This window comes from Fimbriimonadia bacterium (assembly GCA_039961735.1).
Taxonomy (GTDB): domain Bacteria; phylum Armatimonadota; class Fimbriimonadia; order Fimbriimonadales; family JABRVX01; genus JABRVX01.
Genome location: JABRVX010000024.1, coordinates 1 through 14,523, shown reverse-complemented (window position 1 = coordinate 14,523; position 14,523 = coordinate 1). Strand labels below are relative to the sequence as shown.

Here is a 14,523-nt window from a genome sequence, read left to right as displayed (position 1 = left end):
CCGGCGTCTCCGTCCATTCCGGCGCTGCTTGCGGCGGAGGCGTCCGGGGCGCGGCTTGGGGCGATTCGTGACATTGTGCTCAAAGAAGGGCTCCGGAGGCTATCGGCGGTCGCTCCTTTTGAGGAATAATACCGGACCAAGGAGGCCCCCCTCCGGCCTTAGGCCGCAGGGGCGAGCGCAGCCAGGCCACTTCCGACAACGGCGTCGCAAGTCAGTCCGGGCGCGGATGCCACGGCATTGGATCGTTGTCGAACGGGCGTGGCTGCCGCGCAGGGCAAAACATGCGACATGAGCATTAGCCAAATCGGGAAATCTATCTCCGCATCGCCAACGCTTCGACTGAACGTCATCGCCGCCCTTATGCGCGAAAAGGGCGATCCCGTCATCCACCTCGGCGGCGGCGAGCCGAAGAGCAAGTCGCCCATCGACGCCATCCTCGGAGCTACGGGGCTCGTCAACACGGGCGAGGTCCGCTACACGCCACCGGACGGCGTTCCGGCGCTGAAGAAAGCGATTATTCGCTACACCGAGGAGTTCTACGGCAGGCATGTGGAGCCGGAGAACGTGATTGCTTCGAGCGGCGCGAAGCAGGCGATCATGGTGTGCCTGCAAGCCATTCTGGACCCGCAGTACGAGGTGATCTTCCCTGCACCGTACTGGGTCAGCTATCCCGAGATGGTTAAGCTATGCGGTGGGATTCCGGTTCCGGTATATGCCGAAGACGGGTCATTCTACCCGCGATTGAAGGACATCGAGGCGAAGGTGGGGCCGTACACGAAGGCCGTGATCATCAATAGCCCGAACAACCCCACGGGTGCGATGTATCCGAAGGAGTTCATCGCAGAGATCGTGCAGTTCTGCGAGGATCGTGGCTTCTACCTGATCATGGACGACATCTACCACCGGCTGATCTTCGATGGGAAAAAACCGATCAACTGCTACGAGTTCGCGAAAGACCTCGGCGAGAACTCTAAGTTGGTAGTAGTGAACGGGGTCTCGAAGATGTATGCGATGACAGGCTTCCGCATAGGATGGGCCATCGCTAACAAGCGGTTAGTAGAAGTGATGGCCAACATCCAGGGTCATCAGACTTCCGGGCCTTCGGTGGTGCTGCAGTTAGCTGCGGCAGCGGCACTGAACGGCGTGCAGACCAGCGTGGAAAGTTTGCGTATGACGCTCGAGAACAACCGCAACGTGATGGTAGACCGGCTGAAGTCCTTCGAGGGAGTGAAGGTGACCAAGCCGGATGGTACGTTCTACTGCTTCGCCGACTTCAGCGTATACGACAAGAACTCGACGCGCCTCGCGGAGACGCTGCTGAAGAAGGTGCAAGTCGTTACGGTACCGGGATCCGAGTTCGGTATGGACGGGCATCTGCGTCTTAGCTACTGCGGCACCATCAAGGAGATTCGCGAGGGCATCGAGCGTATGAAGTGGGCGCTCGATCCGAACTCGCCGAACGAGCTTTACATCGGCGATCGCAAGTTGGTGAGGGACTGGGCATGAAGAAGTATCTGGAGTTCGACACCCCCGCGTCGAAGCAGGCCGGTGAGCTGGCTGCCGACTTCAAGTTGGCTAACATAGGACTGGTGGACCTCGATCGCGTGTACTGGAATCTGCCGACTCCAGCGCTGTATGAGGAGGCGGTCTTCCGCGGCGAGTGCAAGCTGGCATACATGGGCCCGATGATCGTGAACACTGGGAAACACACGGCCAGGGCTGCTGCAGACAAGTTCGTAGTCCAGGAGTATTCCACCACGGACAAGGTCTGGTGGGGGGAGTACAACCGTCCATTCAGCCAAGAGAAGTTCAACTCGCTGCTCGGGCGCGTGCAGGCATACCTGCAGGGAGAGGAGGTGTTCGTCCAAGACTGCTATGCCGGTGCGGACCCTGAATATCGCATGCCTATCCGAATCATCACAACCAAAGCATGGCATAGCCTCTTTGCGCGTAACATGTTCATCACCACGGAGAACCGAGACGAGCTGAAGAAGCACGCTCCGGAATTCACCGTCCTAGCGATTCCATCTTTCAAGACCGACCCGCGGCTAGATGGGACTCGAAGCGAAACAGCGATCATTATAGACTTCTCGCAGCGGCTGGCACTCATCTGTGGTAGTGCATATGGTGGGGAGATCAAGAAGACGATCTTCACCGTGCTGAACTTCCTGCTGCCCGATAGCGGCGTGATGCCCATGCACTGCTCCGCCAACGTGGGATCGGAAGGCGACGTCGCGCTTTTCTTCGGCCTGAGTGGAACGGGAAAGACCACCCTCTCCGCCGATCCGAAGCGTGGTCTGATAGGGGACGACGAGCACGGTTGGAGCGACGAAGGGGTGTTCAACTTCGAGGCCGGCTGTTATGCGAAGGTGATACGTCTTTCGGCAGAGCACGAGCCGCAGATCTATGCATGCACCCGCCGGTTCGGCACGATCATCGAGAATGTAGTGTACGATCCCGTGAGTAGGCGGTTAGACTTGGACGATGATGCCATCACGGAGAACACGCGAGCATCCTATCCCCTGGAGTACATAGAGAACGCGCTGCCCGAGAAGATGACACGGACGCACCCGAAGAACATCATCTTCCTAACGTGCGACGCCTCCGGTGTCATGCCTCCCATCGCCCGATTGAGCACCTCACAAGCGATGTACCACTTTGTTAGTGGGTACACATCGAAGATAGCCGGGACGGAGATAGGGCTCGGCATCGAGCCGGAGATCACCTTCAGCACCTGCTTCGGTGCGCCGTTCATGGTGCGCAGACCGTCGGAGTATGCCGAGCTGCTGCGACGCAAAATCGAGAAGTTCGGTGTGAACGTGTGGCTAGTGAACACTGGATGGGTCGGCGGGCCGTTTGGTGTGGGCCGCCGCATCAGCATCCGGCACACGCGCAACTTGCTGAACGCTGCGTTGGATGGCAGCCTGCTGAGCGTCGAGTATCGGAAGGACCGGCTGTTCGGGTTCGAGGTGCCGTTGAGCTGCCCGGAAGTGCCGGAGGACGTGCTGGACCCGTCCAATAGCTGGGGCAACAAGGACGAGTACTGGAAAAGGTACGACGCACTGGCTGCACGATTCATCGAGAACTTCAAACTTTTCTCGGAGGACTGTGCCGAGGACGTGCGGGCCGCCGGGCCTCTTCGCCTTTCGCAAGTCAGGGTCTAAGGCGGTGTTCCACGTCGCAGATCGGAGCGTTCGCTGCGTTTCAGCATTTCGGCACCAGCGCAAAGGACGCTGAAGTCGAAGCGAAGCGATCGCTTTGATTCGACTTACCTCTACACACGGCCGAACTTGCTGTATCATATCGGGATGCGGGGGAGTTGGTGGTTCTTCGTGGTGCTTGCCGCCGTTGCACACGGCGTGAGCACCGAGCGAGTGTCGGTGTCCTCGACGGGCCACCAGGGCGGCGGCGCGTCCTTCTCGCCTTCGGTCAGCGCGGACGGGCGCCTCGTCACGTTTCTCAGCCTAGCGAGCGACCTGGTGCCGGACGACACGAACGGTATCCGCGACGTATTCGTGCGTGATCGCGACACAGGTGTCACCGCCAGGGTGAACGTGTCGTCGCTCGGAGAGGAGGCGAACGACGAGAGCGGCGAGCCCGCGATAAGTGGTGATGGCCGCCATGCGGCCTTCACGAGCCGCGCATCGAACCTCGTGCCGAATGACACGAACGGGACGTGGGACGTGTTCGTCCATGATCGAACCACCGGCGTGACGGAGAGAGTCAGCGTTTCGAGCGCCGGCGCGCAGGGCAATGGCTTCTCGATGGGGCCGTCGCTCTCGCACGACGGCCGTTACGTGTGCTTCATGTCGCTCGCGAACGACCTGGTGCCGGATGATACGAACGGGGTGAAGGACATCTTCGTGCACGACAGGCTTTCGGGTGTGACCGACCGTGTGTCCATCTCCTCGCAGGGGGCGCAGGCGAACGGGCAGACGACCATAGGCGTGATCAGTCCGGACGGCCGCTACGTGGCTATGATCAGCTATGCCAGCAACCTGGTGCCAGGAGACACGAACGGCTACTCCGATGCCTTCCTGCACGACCGGTTGACAGGTGTGACGTTACGCGTGGGTGCGGGCAATGGGTGGACACGCGACGTGGACGTGAGCTTGGCGGGACTGGTCGTGGCCTTCGAGAGCGATGCCAGTGATCTCGTGCCCGGGGACACCAACGGTAGATCGGACATTTTCGTGTGGGATGCAGCGAGCGGGCAGATCGAGCGTGTTAGTGTTTCGGATTGGGGGACCGAGCTGACCGGGCCGTCCGCAGTGCCTTCTGTGAGTGCCGACGGAAGAATCGTAGCGTTCTGGTCGAATGCGGCGGATGCGGTGACTGGTGATACGAACGGCGAGACGGATTTGTTCGCTCGGGACCGGCTCGCGGGGCGGACGCATCGTGTGAGCGTATCGAGCGCGGGCGATGAGGGCAACGGACCATCTCTGGGTCCCTCCTGCTCGGCCGATGGCTCGGTGGTGGCGTTCCAGAGCACCGCTTCCAACCTGGTCGAAGGTGACACGAATGGTGTCAGTGACGTGTTCGCGAGAGTGCCGGCAGGCCGTGCGACGATCAGCGGCGCGGTGGACTTCGGCTTGCCGACGGGCAGCGTGGGCCCGTCCGAGGTGGTGTTCCGACTGGGCTATGCTGGCTGGTCGCACCCATACAGTGAAGCGACGGTGCTGCTAGGAGAGAATGCCGTCTACTCGCTGCAAGCGCCGCGTGGATTGCTGGTGGTGTCGGCGAAGCCCTCGCACTGGCTGCGACGGAGCATCGTCGTGGATACGACCGATGGTGATAGGTCCGGTGTGATGTTTGTGCTGAGCAACGGCGATGCGGTTCCGGATAATCGCGTAGACCTGCTGGATTTGAACGCGGTGCTGGCGTCTTTCGGCGGGTCCGGTCCCTCGGACTTGGACGAGTCCGGCCAGGTGGGGCTGTCAGACCTGAACATCGTGCTACTCGCTTTCGGCCAGGAGGGAGACCCGTAAGAGGTGGCTACTTAGGGAGTAACTATGTGCCCTTTGGATCGCCCTCTCGAGTAACGGAAGCAAGCTGTCATGCTGAGCCTGTCGAAGCATGACCCCACTTGTCGCGTGCTGTTCACCCGAGCTACTACCATCGGGGCACTTGGCTGCATGCTTCGACAGGCTCAGCATGACGGGTAGAGTGATCCTTGCTCGGCATGACGGTTGATGTTAGCATAAGCCCCGCGAAGTTGCTTGCAGTAACAAGGTCCGAGTGCTCCCATCCGTGGGCGGATGGAGGCATGAACAAGCAGTCTGCAACGAAAGAGCAGACAGGGGGTATGGCATCTAGGAGTAGCTGCCAAGCTTCTTGGCGAGTGAGGTGATGGCTCGGAAGTTTTCCAAGCTGACACTGGACGGCACCGAGTGATCGGACGAGAAGATGTATCCGCCATTTTCCTTCACCACCGGAATCACGCGTTCCATCTCGGCTTGGATCGCATCCCGATCATCCCACAACACAGCGTTGATACCCCCATGTAGCACCAAGCGGTCGCCATAGAGCTGCTTGATGCGTATGGGGTCCATGCCTGCCTTCACCTCCAGCGGGTTCAGAGCCTCGATACCGATTTCCAGGAAGTCGGGGAGAAATGGCTCTACGTAACCGCATGAATGTAGATGGGTGTGCACACCACGTTCATGCGCCCAGTCACATGCGCGCTTCTGTACGGGTTTGAGTAGCTCGCGGTAGGTCTTCGGCGAGAAAAAAGTGTGGCCTTTGTAGCCCACGTCGTCCGGCCACGTCACAGCATCGAAGTGGTACCCCGCATCCCACACCTGTTCCAAGAGCGCGAGGTTCACATCCAGGAAAGTGTTGAACATGTCGAAGAGCCACTCCGGCTGATCGACCAGCGCCATCAGCACGCGTTCGGTTCCCACCGTCCAGGAGTGAGTCACGTCGAATCCGAACCACAATCCCGCTATGATCCACCTACCTTCTGCCTTCCACTTCGGGTAGTTCTCTGCCAGGTATGCCCAGTCCACTCGGTCGGGCTCGGTGGTCATTCTGCGTTTGGCCTCTTGCCACGTGTCGGGGTCTCGGATGGTGAAGTCGAGGAATTCGGGCACGGACGCAGCGTGCTTCCAATCCTTCATAGTGACCCCATACGAGGAGGTGCGTATCACATACTCGTCCGTCTCTTCGATCACCTTCTGCTCATAGCGTGGGCTGATGTCCACGCCGATGTGCGCGGTGCGGTCGAGGTCGAAGAACTCCACGTAGTCTACGTCCTCGGGCATACCCTCGGCATGCCAACGCTCGATAGTCGCGGCCCACGGGCTGTCTATGACAGGTATTCGGTCAGCCTCCCTGTGCTCGAACATGCGCTGGAATCGTTCCTTGCTAGTCACTTGCTTACTCCTTCCGGTCCGACCGCCACGCGCGGCCCGATGTCAGTTAGGTCTATAGGTCGGAAGCCCAATACCAACGCGGGGGACCCGTCTTTCAGGCGGAAGTCCCCTCGATCCGGGTCCACGAACAGGGGGTCGGCGACCTTGCTTGCAAGATCATGCCCTCGCGACTGCCATTCGCTCCATCCGACCTGCCCGAATCTCACCTCTCGTCCCGAGCGGTCGAAGTATAGGTTACTCTCCATCTCGAATCGGTCATCCGCCCAGTTTCCCCCGAGCAGGTCACCCTGCTCGTAGTAGACTATGTTGCGCAGGAAGCGAAACGAGATGTGCTCCTCCACTCGACTGCGCTGCAGCTGCCACTCCTGCGAGAAGGCGAAGATGTTGTTACGTATCACGTTCTCGCGTCCATAGTGCTGGTGGAATCCGCCCGTTTTGGTGCGGTACACGAGGTTGTTTTCTAGGAGGATGTGAGAGCTCCCTTCATCGGTGTACAGCCCCCACCCTCCGTAGCTGTAAGAGATGCAGTCGTGAATGAGATTGCCGACCACTCGCGTACCGGGGGAGACCCCCAGCGTGTACACGCCGGCTAGGTCGCTCAATACCCCGCGGCCGACGTCGTGAATGTGGTTCTTCTCTACTATGTTGCGCACCGCTTTGCTCTCTCCGTAGCCCCATACCCAGCCGACCGATACGCCCGTGTAGTCGAGGTGGTGGATGTGATTGTGCAGCACGTTGTTATGACCGCTGTTCCCGATCCACACTCCGACTGCGCTGTGAAACAGCTTACCGCCATCACCGATGTCACAGTCGCATATGGTGGTCCGGATGCTGCCCGGCTGCACCTTGATGCCTCCCGCTCCCATGTCGGTGATGCGGCATGCTCGTACGGACACGTCCTCGCAGCCGGGACCTACTTCGATGGCATAGGTACCTATCTGCGACACCTCGCAGTTCACCATCGCGCATCGGCGCGCTCCTTTCAATACGATCGCGCCGGGGACCTCGAATGCCGCCTGGACCGAGCCGGCATCGCCGTCGGGATAGGAGAACTCGGTGTGTTGGAACGTCAGACCTCGCAACGACACATGCTCGACGCTCTGGTCTGTACCCGTATCACCCGCCAGGCGAAGTAGCGTCGTCAGCCTCGGCACTACCATCAGTGTTCTGCTGGGTGATTCGCCGGGGATGGGTAGGTACGTCAGCACGCCGTCCCGGCTTGCGAGGTGCCACGTGCCTGGTTCTGTCAGAGCTTCGTACACGTTCTCCAGGTAGTACCGCGCCCCACGGTCCGCAGCGAAATCGTCGGACATGCGGAACGTACTCTTACGGTCTAGTGTGACGATCCTCGTTCCCTCGTCCACGGAGGCGATTCGCATTCGCGACTCGATCCAGAAGTGCAACGCTACTACGTCCACGTCGGCAGCGTGGCTCCAGGCACGTACGTCACCGGGTGCGAAAACGAACCGGTTCTGACCTTCGTTCCAGGGCTGGCCATCCTTCAGATCCGGGAGTGACTCGATTCGGTAGTACCCATCCTTGGGCAGACGGGATCGGAATCGCCGCTCGCCGTTGACGAAGAGCTGACGAAAGGGCAGAGGCAGCATGGCCTTGGTAGGCACCTCGACGGTCCAGGCCAGCCTGTCGTTGACACGCGTTTCCCGCAGTCCGCTCAGCCGAAGGCCGCCACTCAGCACGGGCCGCTCGCCGGGATACGCTTCGTAGCTGATCGGGCAGGCTGCGGTGCCCGAGTCCGAGGGACCGAGTTCGAATGTGCGTGTCAAGTAGTACGTGCCAGCGCGCAGTTGGACGCGCACCGGCTGCATCAGCCCGCCCTCTCTCCGTCGCATCGCACGGATCGCGTCACGGGCACGCTCGAGCCGCGCGAAGGGCCCGTCGGTGCGGTCACGATTCGGCTCAGGGAGCTTCCCGGTCCACGCGTCATTGCCCTTCGGGGACACATAGTACGTGATGGCACCGCCGCTCACGGTCGTGGGAACCGTCATCGTGACCACCGAGAGAGCGAGAGAGAGGATCATAGTCTGGACACCTGCACGTTGCGCTATCCATTCGGTTCTCTTTCAACCTGCTCACACCTGCTGAAGAGGTGCGGCGTTTGTGCCGACAATCACACTACGCGGCGCGCGCACGCGTGTCGCCGCGAAACTTAGAGCGGTTTGTCAAGGCTGATGCTGAAACGTCTGCAGTGCCGGAAGTATCAGGGCTGGATCACCCGGTATCTCACCGGGGACCTGGACCCAGAAGCTCGAGTCCAGCAGTTCGAACGACACATCGCTTCTTGCGATAAGTGCAAGCAGGCGGTTGCGGAGAAGCGGGGGCTTTTGAACGAGCTGCTGGCCCGTAACGCCTCGGAGGAGGACCTGCAGGAGGCGCTCGCTGCGCTGGGTCTCGTGCCTCGAGTCAACCGGCCCCTCGGCGTGGCCTTGTCCGTGGTTCTGGTTGCTGCTCTCTTCGCCTCTGCCTACCTGTGGCGGTTGGCGAATCCCACGGACAACCTCCTGGGCCCGAAGGCCACCACTATGGGTGTTGGAGAGGCGAAGCCACCGATGAGCGAGCCGGTTTCGAACAGGCAGGCGCCTCCGCCTGCGAGCGGTGGACGCGTGGCCGACACGAAGGCGCCGCCCGCGGAAGCCGTGAAAGCCACCCCGGAGCCGCCGAAGCCGTCCACCAAGCCCCAACCGAAACTACCACGGAAGACGGCTCAGCCCGCAGTCCGGCGACCTGCACCAAGCGCCGTGCCCAGCAAACCGCAACCCCGATCCGAAGTGGAAATCCTGGACCCGTCCGGCTCGGTCGTGCGCCGTGCCGGGTCGAACATCCCGCAATAAGGAGTAGAACGCGATATGAGATGGGTAGTGCTCGCGATTGCCGCCTTCCTCGTGATGACTGCACCCGCGCAGGATGCGGCCGCAACTTCCGATTCCGCGCCCAAGTACAGCATCGAGTCCTCTGGCCGCGATGTGCGTGATGCCATTCATAGCCTTTTCACCCAGGCCCGCAAGAACTACATACTGGACAGCTCGGTGCGCCACCAGCTCTATATGTCCGTGTACGATGTCGAGTTCGACGCCGCGTTCAACCTGTTGCTGCAGCAGGCGAAGCTGCACTACGAGATCCGTGACGGCGTGTACTACATAGGTCCTCAGCCGGTGGTGGTCGCCCCGAGCGGACGCCTTGGCTCCGACTTCGACTGGCAGGCCATTCTCAGTCGCATCGTCACGCTGAAAGACCAGAAGATCGCCCTGACCAACGCCTTCTCTTCGCTCGGGAAGCTCGCAGGGATGCAGATCCGCGTCGAGCCCACCGTGCCCAACTACCTCGTCAATGTTTCCTTCTCCAACGTCACGCTACGGTATGCGCTGGACACCCTGACGAAGGCCGCTCAGCTCTCATGGGAGCCGATGCTGGACGGCTCGATTCGAATCGGGAAGGCGACGACGACCACGCCGGCAGCCGAAAAGCCTTCGGTCGTGATCGAAACGGCGGGCAAGGCAAATGTGGCGCCTGCGCCACAGCCGGCAGTCTCGATGAAGTGTCCCAACTGCAAGCACGAACTCAAAGAGCTCTGGAAGTACTGCCCCTCGTGTGGTTACTGGGTGAAGCCGATTACAACGAAGAGCTGAACTCGTCCCGCCCCGCTCGCGGCCCCGTCGCCTCATCCGGCAGCCGGGGCCGTTCTCTTTGCCGGAATCGGTGGGCCGAACGGGCCGCCCGATTACTTAGGCTAGCTAAAATCCGTAGTATGTGGTAAGGTATCGGCGGATTTTGGAGGAGTGTGAGATGTCCATAACCTTGACGGAGCGCGCAGCGACCGAGATCAAGAACCTTCTAAACGAGCAGAACAAGCCGGAGGCGTTCCTGCGCGTGTGGGTTGCGGGAGGCGGCTGCTCGGGCCTGCAGTACGGCATGGCCATTGACGATGGCCAGCCCGACGAGAACGACCAGACGTTCGACAGCCAGGGCGTTCGGGTGTTGATCGACTCTTTGAGCCTGAGCTACATGGCAGGTTCGGAGGTCGATTACGTGGAGGACGTTCTAGGCGGCGGGTTCAAGATCGAGAACCCGAACGCGGCGGCATCTTGCGGTTGCGGGAGCTCGTTCGCGACGGAAGAAGGCGAAGGTGCCGCGGGCGGCGGTTGCGGAGGCTGCCGCGGCATGTAGCTAGCGGTTTGTACGGAGGCTCGCAAGCAGAATAGGCCGCTCGGCACTTGCCGAGCGGCCTTCGCCATATGGGCAAGGGAGAGGGAGGTATGGCACCTACTTCGCCGGGGCGGCAGTCTTTTTGGCCACGACTGCCAGTGCGGCAAGGGCTTCCTTCTTTGCGGCAGCATCCGATCCCGTGACCATAATGGTCACGAAGTATCCACCTTGCACCCAGTACACGTTCGTCGCGCCACCTACCATCACGACGAAGCCCTTTCCTCGCCCGGGGGTGCTCTCGCGCTTCTCCTTCGCGTTGGCCTTCTCCCAGTGCTGCAGAAATGCCGACGCCGCGTTGGCGGTGCGCATCGTGTGAGTGGTAATCGTCAGGTACAGCTTGTCCTTCCGGTACAGTCTCTGCGCCGCCTCCACCACTCCGGCATTCACATACATCATGTAACCGCCGTTGTAAATAGCGGTCAACCCGTCGCCCGTGCCGTACTGATAGGACCCCTTCACCTCCTGCCAACCTGTCAGCTCCGAGGCGGCGGGAAGTGCGCGTGCAGCCTTCGAGCTCTCTCCCTGGCCATATGCAGCGGCGACGACTGCGAGGCAGAGGAATACTAACAGTGTTCGCGCCATCATCCGATCGTCACCATGGAGATCCGTGCGGGGTCTGCAATGCCTAAGCCGAGTTTCTCGGCGGTTGCCAGGTGCCTAACGGGCCTACCAGCATCGGCTAGAGAAGGAAGGCCCACTTCCTTGCGGCGGTCCTCGATCATCCGCCATCCGACGTAGTCGAGCGCTACAGGGTCGGTTGCAGCCAGGATGCAGTTCTGATCCCACAGATACTTAGGATTGAGGCCCGGTCCGCCATTGCACAATGCTCGGATGGCATCACAGATGACGAGTCGGGTCTTGTCTTTGATCGCGGGCACGTTGTTCAGATCGGCGAGGTAGGGATCGCAGTTGTTGCCGTGGTGCGCGCCCGGATTGTTACACGTGCCATAGTGGTTCTTGAACGCGATGGTAACACCCGCGGTGCCATGATCCTTCAGGATCGGGACGTTTGCCAGTGCAGTGATGCGCTCTGTTAGGATTCTCGTCAGCTTCCCGTTGAACGACCCTTGCTGCGTATTGTTCTCCTCGTACTCTCCGTTGGTCCCATAGCAACGGATGCCGGGCCCGTCGCGGTTGATCTCGTAGCCCGACTTCGCCAGGTCGCCGTCGCTGCGATCCCACAAGATGATGTTCTCCGGCTTCACGCCAGCTAGCTGAATGCCCTCCGCGACGGCGTATGCCACCTCGGGATGCGTAGAGGCGTTCATGCCGAAGAGGCAGTTGAGCTTGATACCTACCACGTCGCTAGGCTTGAAGTAGCGACTCCACGCCGCCTTGTCGGTACTCTCTCCACTCAGCCTACGCACCGCCTCGAACACCATCTTTTTCACGACATCCGCCCGATAGCGATGCTCGGAGTCCTGCGCGTCCGCGTTGCGAACTACAACGACGGTCGCCTTGGCCTGTGCCTTCTCCTGTAGCACCCCGGTCGCCCTACCTCCGATAGCCAGGCCTAGCCCGGCGGCCGCAGCACTCTTCAGAAACTCTCTTCTGGATTGCCCTGTGTCCATTTCGCTACTTCCCTCCATAGGGTGAAGGTCGGTCGGGGGTCGGCGCGCCCTCGGAGGGAGGGCGCGACTTGGCGGCGCGCTCCGCCGCCTCGAAATTCGCCCGTTGCCGTTCGCGCGGCAGATGCCTCTTGTCGCCGATGGACGTCACTCGGATGGCCGCCACCGGTTGGATCGGACACTTGGTCTCACATTCGCCGCAGCCCGTACACTTTCCCTCGTCCACGAAGGGCCTTCGACGTCCGTCCACTACCTTCCAGTGCAGGGCGCGGTAAGAGCACACCTCATCGCAAACCAAGCAGTGCTTGTCGTTGGCCCACACCAGGCAGGTGCTGCGGTCTATGAACGCGGTCCCGATGTACAGATACTTCTTTTCGGCCGCCGAGAACTCCCGGATGGCGTCCGTAGGACAGGTTTGACCGCAGAGCGTACAGTGCTGGGAGCAGTAGCCGATTCGCGGAACGAGCACCGGCGTCCAAAGGCCCTCCAGGCCGGCTTCGCCGAGAGCGGGCTGCAGGCCATTCGTCGGACAGGCCTTCATGCAGAGCCCGCAACGCGTGCACAGGTCGAGGAACTCGTCTTCCGGCGCGCTGCCAGGCGGGCGGATCAGGCCGGGGCTGGAGACCCGAATCTGCGTATTGCCGCTGCGCTTCGAGCCGGGGTCGCTCTTGGCCAGCGCCGCGAAAAGCAGTCCGCCCGCAGCAGCACCGAGGAGCCTGCGCCTAGACAGGTCGAGCTCGGTGTGAAACTGCTGCGTCCCTAACCGGATCGGGAATGACGTGCCGCGCGGCGCGCAAACCTCCACGCAGTTGAAGCAGTAGATGCACTCGGTTGCTTGGTAATGTTTTGGATCGGCCTTGATAGCACCCATCTTGCAGAAGCGGTCACAAGCAGAGCAGCCAGTGCATGCGTCATCGCTCACGGTGCGACGCACGAGCCCCCATCGCGAGAGCAGTGCTAACAAGGCCCCTAGAGGACAGAGGTTACGGCACCAAAAACGCTGGGAAATCAGCCCCAATGCCAGGATGCCAGCAAACAGCAGCACCGCCACCCAACCCAAGCGAAAGTGCGGCACGATCTCGGTGATCAGCCTCGACTGAGCCAGCGCCGGCGCAATATCGTACACGATGGGTTGCGCCTGCACCCAATGCCCGACCATGGTGAACGCAGGCACCAACACCCATATCACGGTGCGCGTGACGAGGCTGATCGGATCGAAGAAGTAGGTGACCTGCGAAGAGAACAGCGCAGCAACTGCGAGACCACCTAACAGGTAGTACTTCAAGTTGCGTGCGCGGCTCTCGCCCTGCTCGCGCTTTTTGTGGATGAGATAGCGGTCCGAGAGGTCGATCACCGTGCCCATCGGGCACACCCACCCGCAGAAGAAGCGCCCGAACAACACCGTGCCTACAACTATCACTCCTGAGTACGTCGCTGCTTCCGACAACCAGGCACGAGAGGCGAGCATCGCGGTCAGCGCGACCAGCGGGTCGGCTCGCAGGAAGAGATCGGGGGGGATGACCGAGCGCAACGGGAAGACTGTTACCACGATGAGCCACAGAAACAGCAATAAGAATGCGACCTGCACCCAGCGACGCGAGGCGCGCATTGTCCAGCGCTTGCGTTTCGTTCTCGTGGTCGCTTCGGTGGTCGGCACCCGATGCCCCTACGCCCGCAGGACCTTCATCTTGTTAGTATCCGTCTCGCCCAGGCCCATCTCTCCTGCAATACGCAGATACTCCACGTCGGCTGCACCTAGCCCGAATAGTGTAGCCGCGTAGGCATCCGCTGCGACTGCGTCCACCGATGCGATGATCTGCTGCGTGTCCTTGGTAGGTCCCGGCCCCTTCGGGCCCATGCCGACCAAGATGCGCACCGCGTCCACGATGGTCAGGTGCGGCCGCACGCCTGTTAGGTAGTCGGCGATGCACTGGTCCAGCGAGCGCGAGCGGTGCCATTCCTGCCGGTCCCAGACCACCCCCATCAGGTTCTTCATGCCGATGCTCAGGCGCGCTTGGCTGTGGTCCTTCGCGATGGGGATGTTGATGAAGCAGTCGGCGCGGCGCACCTCCTTCGCCACGGTTGCTGCCATCATCTCGCGCGCATAGGGTAGGTCCAGCGGCTCGTACTGCGACTCGCGGTTGGCGGCGATGATTTCGCCCCCCACCTCGCGCACCGCCTGTTGAATGCCGCTCATCTCGAAGCAGATGTCGGAGGGCTGGTCGCACGTGTGCTCCACGATGAGCACCCGCGACGCACCGGCCTTCTTGCACATGCGCACGACGGCGGCCACTACTTCGGGGTTCGTGTTTGCGGCTTGGTCGGGAAGGCGCTGCCAGCCAATGTTCGGCTTCAGCACC

12 protein-coding genes are annotated in these 14,523 nt (G+C 61.2%); 6 read left to right on the top strand and 6 right to left on the bottom strand.

Annotated features, from left to right (window positions below; translation table 11 throughout):
* Window positions 1-288 precede the first annotated feature (288 nt).
* The 3 genes from HRF45_07860 (at window position 289) to HRF45_07850 (ending at window position 4,988) form a co-directional block, all read left to right on the top strand.
* On the top strand, window positions 289-1,506 hold the full coding sequence (locus tag HRF45_07860; GenBank protein ID MEP0766437.1) for a pyridoxal phosphate-dependent aminotransferase: 1,218 nt from the start codon (window positions 289-291) through the stop codon (window positions 1,504-1,506).
* Window positions 1,503-3,164: a phosphoenolpyruvate carboxykinase (ATP) gene (pckA, locus tag HRF45_07855; GenBank protein MEP0766436.1), complete on the top strand. Its 1,662-nt coding sequence runs from the start codon at window positions 1,503-1,505 to the stop codon at window positions 3,162-3,164. The genes HRF45_07860 and pckA overlap by 4 nt, the downstream gene beginning before the upstream one ends.
* Window positions 3,165-3,308: 144 nt before the next feature.
* Window positions 3,309-4,988, top strand: coding sequence for a PD40 domain-containing protein (locus tag HRF45_07850; protein MEP0766435.1), 1,680 nt, complete (start codon window positions 3,309-3,311; stop codon window positions 4,986-4,988).
* Between the two features lie 324 nt (window positions 4,989-5,312).
* Here HRF45_07850 and HRF45_07845 read toward each other — a convergent pair whose 3' ends face one another.
* Both HRF45_07845 and HRF45_07840 read right to left on the bottom strand, forming a co-directional pair.
* On the bottom strand, window positions 5,313-6,374 hold the full coding sequence (locus HRF45_07845; protein MEP0766434.1) for a hypothetical protein: 1,062 nt from the start codon (window positions 6,372-6,374) through the stop codon (window positions 5,313-5,315).
* Window positions 6,371-8,413 (bottom strand): right-handed parallel beta-helix repeat-containing protein, encoded by a 2,043-nt coding sequence (locus HRF45_07840; GenBank protein MEP0766433.1) that lies wholly within the window; start codon window positions 8,411-8,413, stop codon window positions 6,371-6,373. Before HRF45_07840 ends, HRF45_07845 begins: the two co-directional genes overlap by 4 nt.
* 150 nt (window positions 8,414-8,563) lie before the next feature.
* On the opposite strand from HRF45_07840, the gene HRF45_07835 reads away from it, so the two are divergent.
* From HRF45_07835 to erpA, 3 genes are all read left to right on the top strand, one after another.
* The gene (locus HRF45_07835; GenBank protein MEP0766432.1) at window positions 8,564-9,223 is read left to right on the top strand and encodes a zf-HC2 domain-containing protein; all 660 of its coding nucleotides are present in this window, start codon (window positions 8,564-8,566) and stop codon (window positions 9,221-9,223) included.
* Window positions 9,224-9,238: 15 nt separating this feature from the next.
* Window positions 9,239-10,018, top strand: coding sequence for a hypothetical protein (locus tag HRF45_07830; protein MEP0766431.1), 780 nt, complete (start codon window positions 9,239-9,241; stop codon window positions 10,016-10,018).
* A 157-nt stretch (window positions 10,019-10,175) separates the two neighbouring features.
* Window positions 10,176-10,556, top strand: a complete 381-nt coding sequence (gene erpA, locus HRF45_07825) for an iron-sulfur cluster insertion protein ErpA (GenBank protein MEP0766430.1) — start codon at window positions 10,176-10,178, stop codon at window positions 10,554-10,556.
* Window positions 10,557-10,652: 96 nt separating this feature from the next.
* On the opposite strand, the gene HRF45_07820 is transcribed toward erpA, so the two are convergent.
* The 4 genes from HRF45_07820 to HRF45_07805 all read right to left on the bottom strand — a co-directional run.
* Entirely contained in the window at window positions 10,653-11,180 is a 528-nt protein-coding gene (locus HRF45_07820) for a hypothetical protein (GenBank protein MEP0766429.1), read from the bottom strand.
* Window positions 11,177-12,166 carry a DUF362 domain-containing protein gene (locus HRF45_07815; protein MEP0766428.1) on the bottom strand — a complete coding sequence of 330 codons (990 nt, stop codon included), beginning with the start codon at window positions 12,164-12,166 and terminating at the stop codon, window positions 11,177-11,179. Before HRF45_07815 ends, HRF45_07820 begins: the two co-directional genes overlap by 4 nt.
* Window positions 12,167-12,170: 4 nt before the next feature.
* Window positions 12,171-13,820, bottom strand: coding sequence for a 4Fe-4S binding protein (locus HRF45_07810; GenBank protein MEP0766427.1), 1,650 nt, complete (start codon window positions 13,818-13,820; stop codon window positions 12,171-12,173).
* 9 nt (window positions 13,821-13,829) lie between these two features.
* Window positions 13,830-14,523: DUF362 domain-containing protein (locus HRF45_07805; protein ID MEP0766426.1), on the bottom strand; the 694-nt coding region annotated here is incomplete at its 5' end.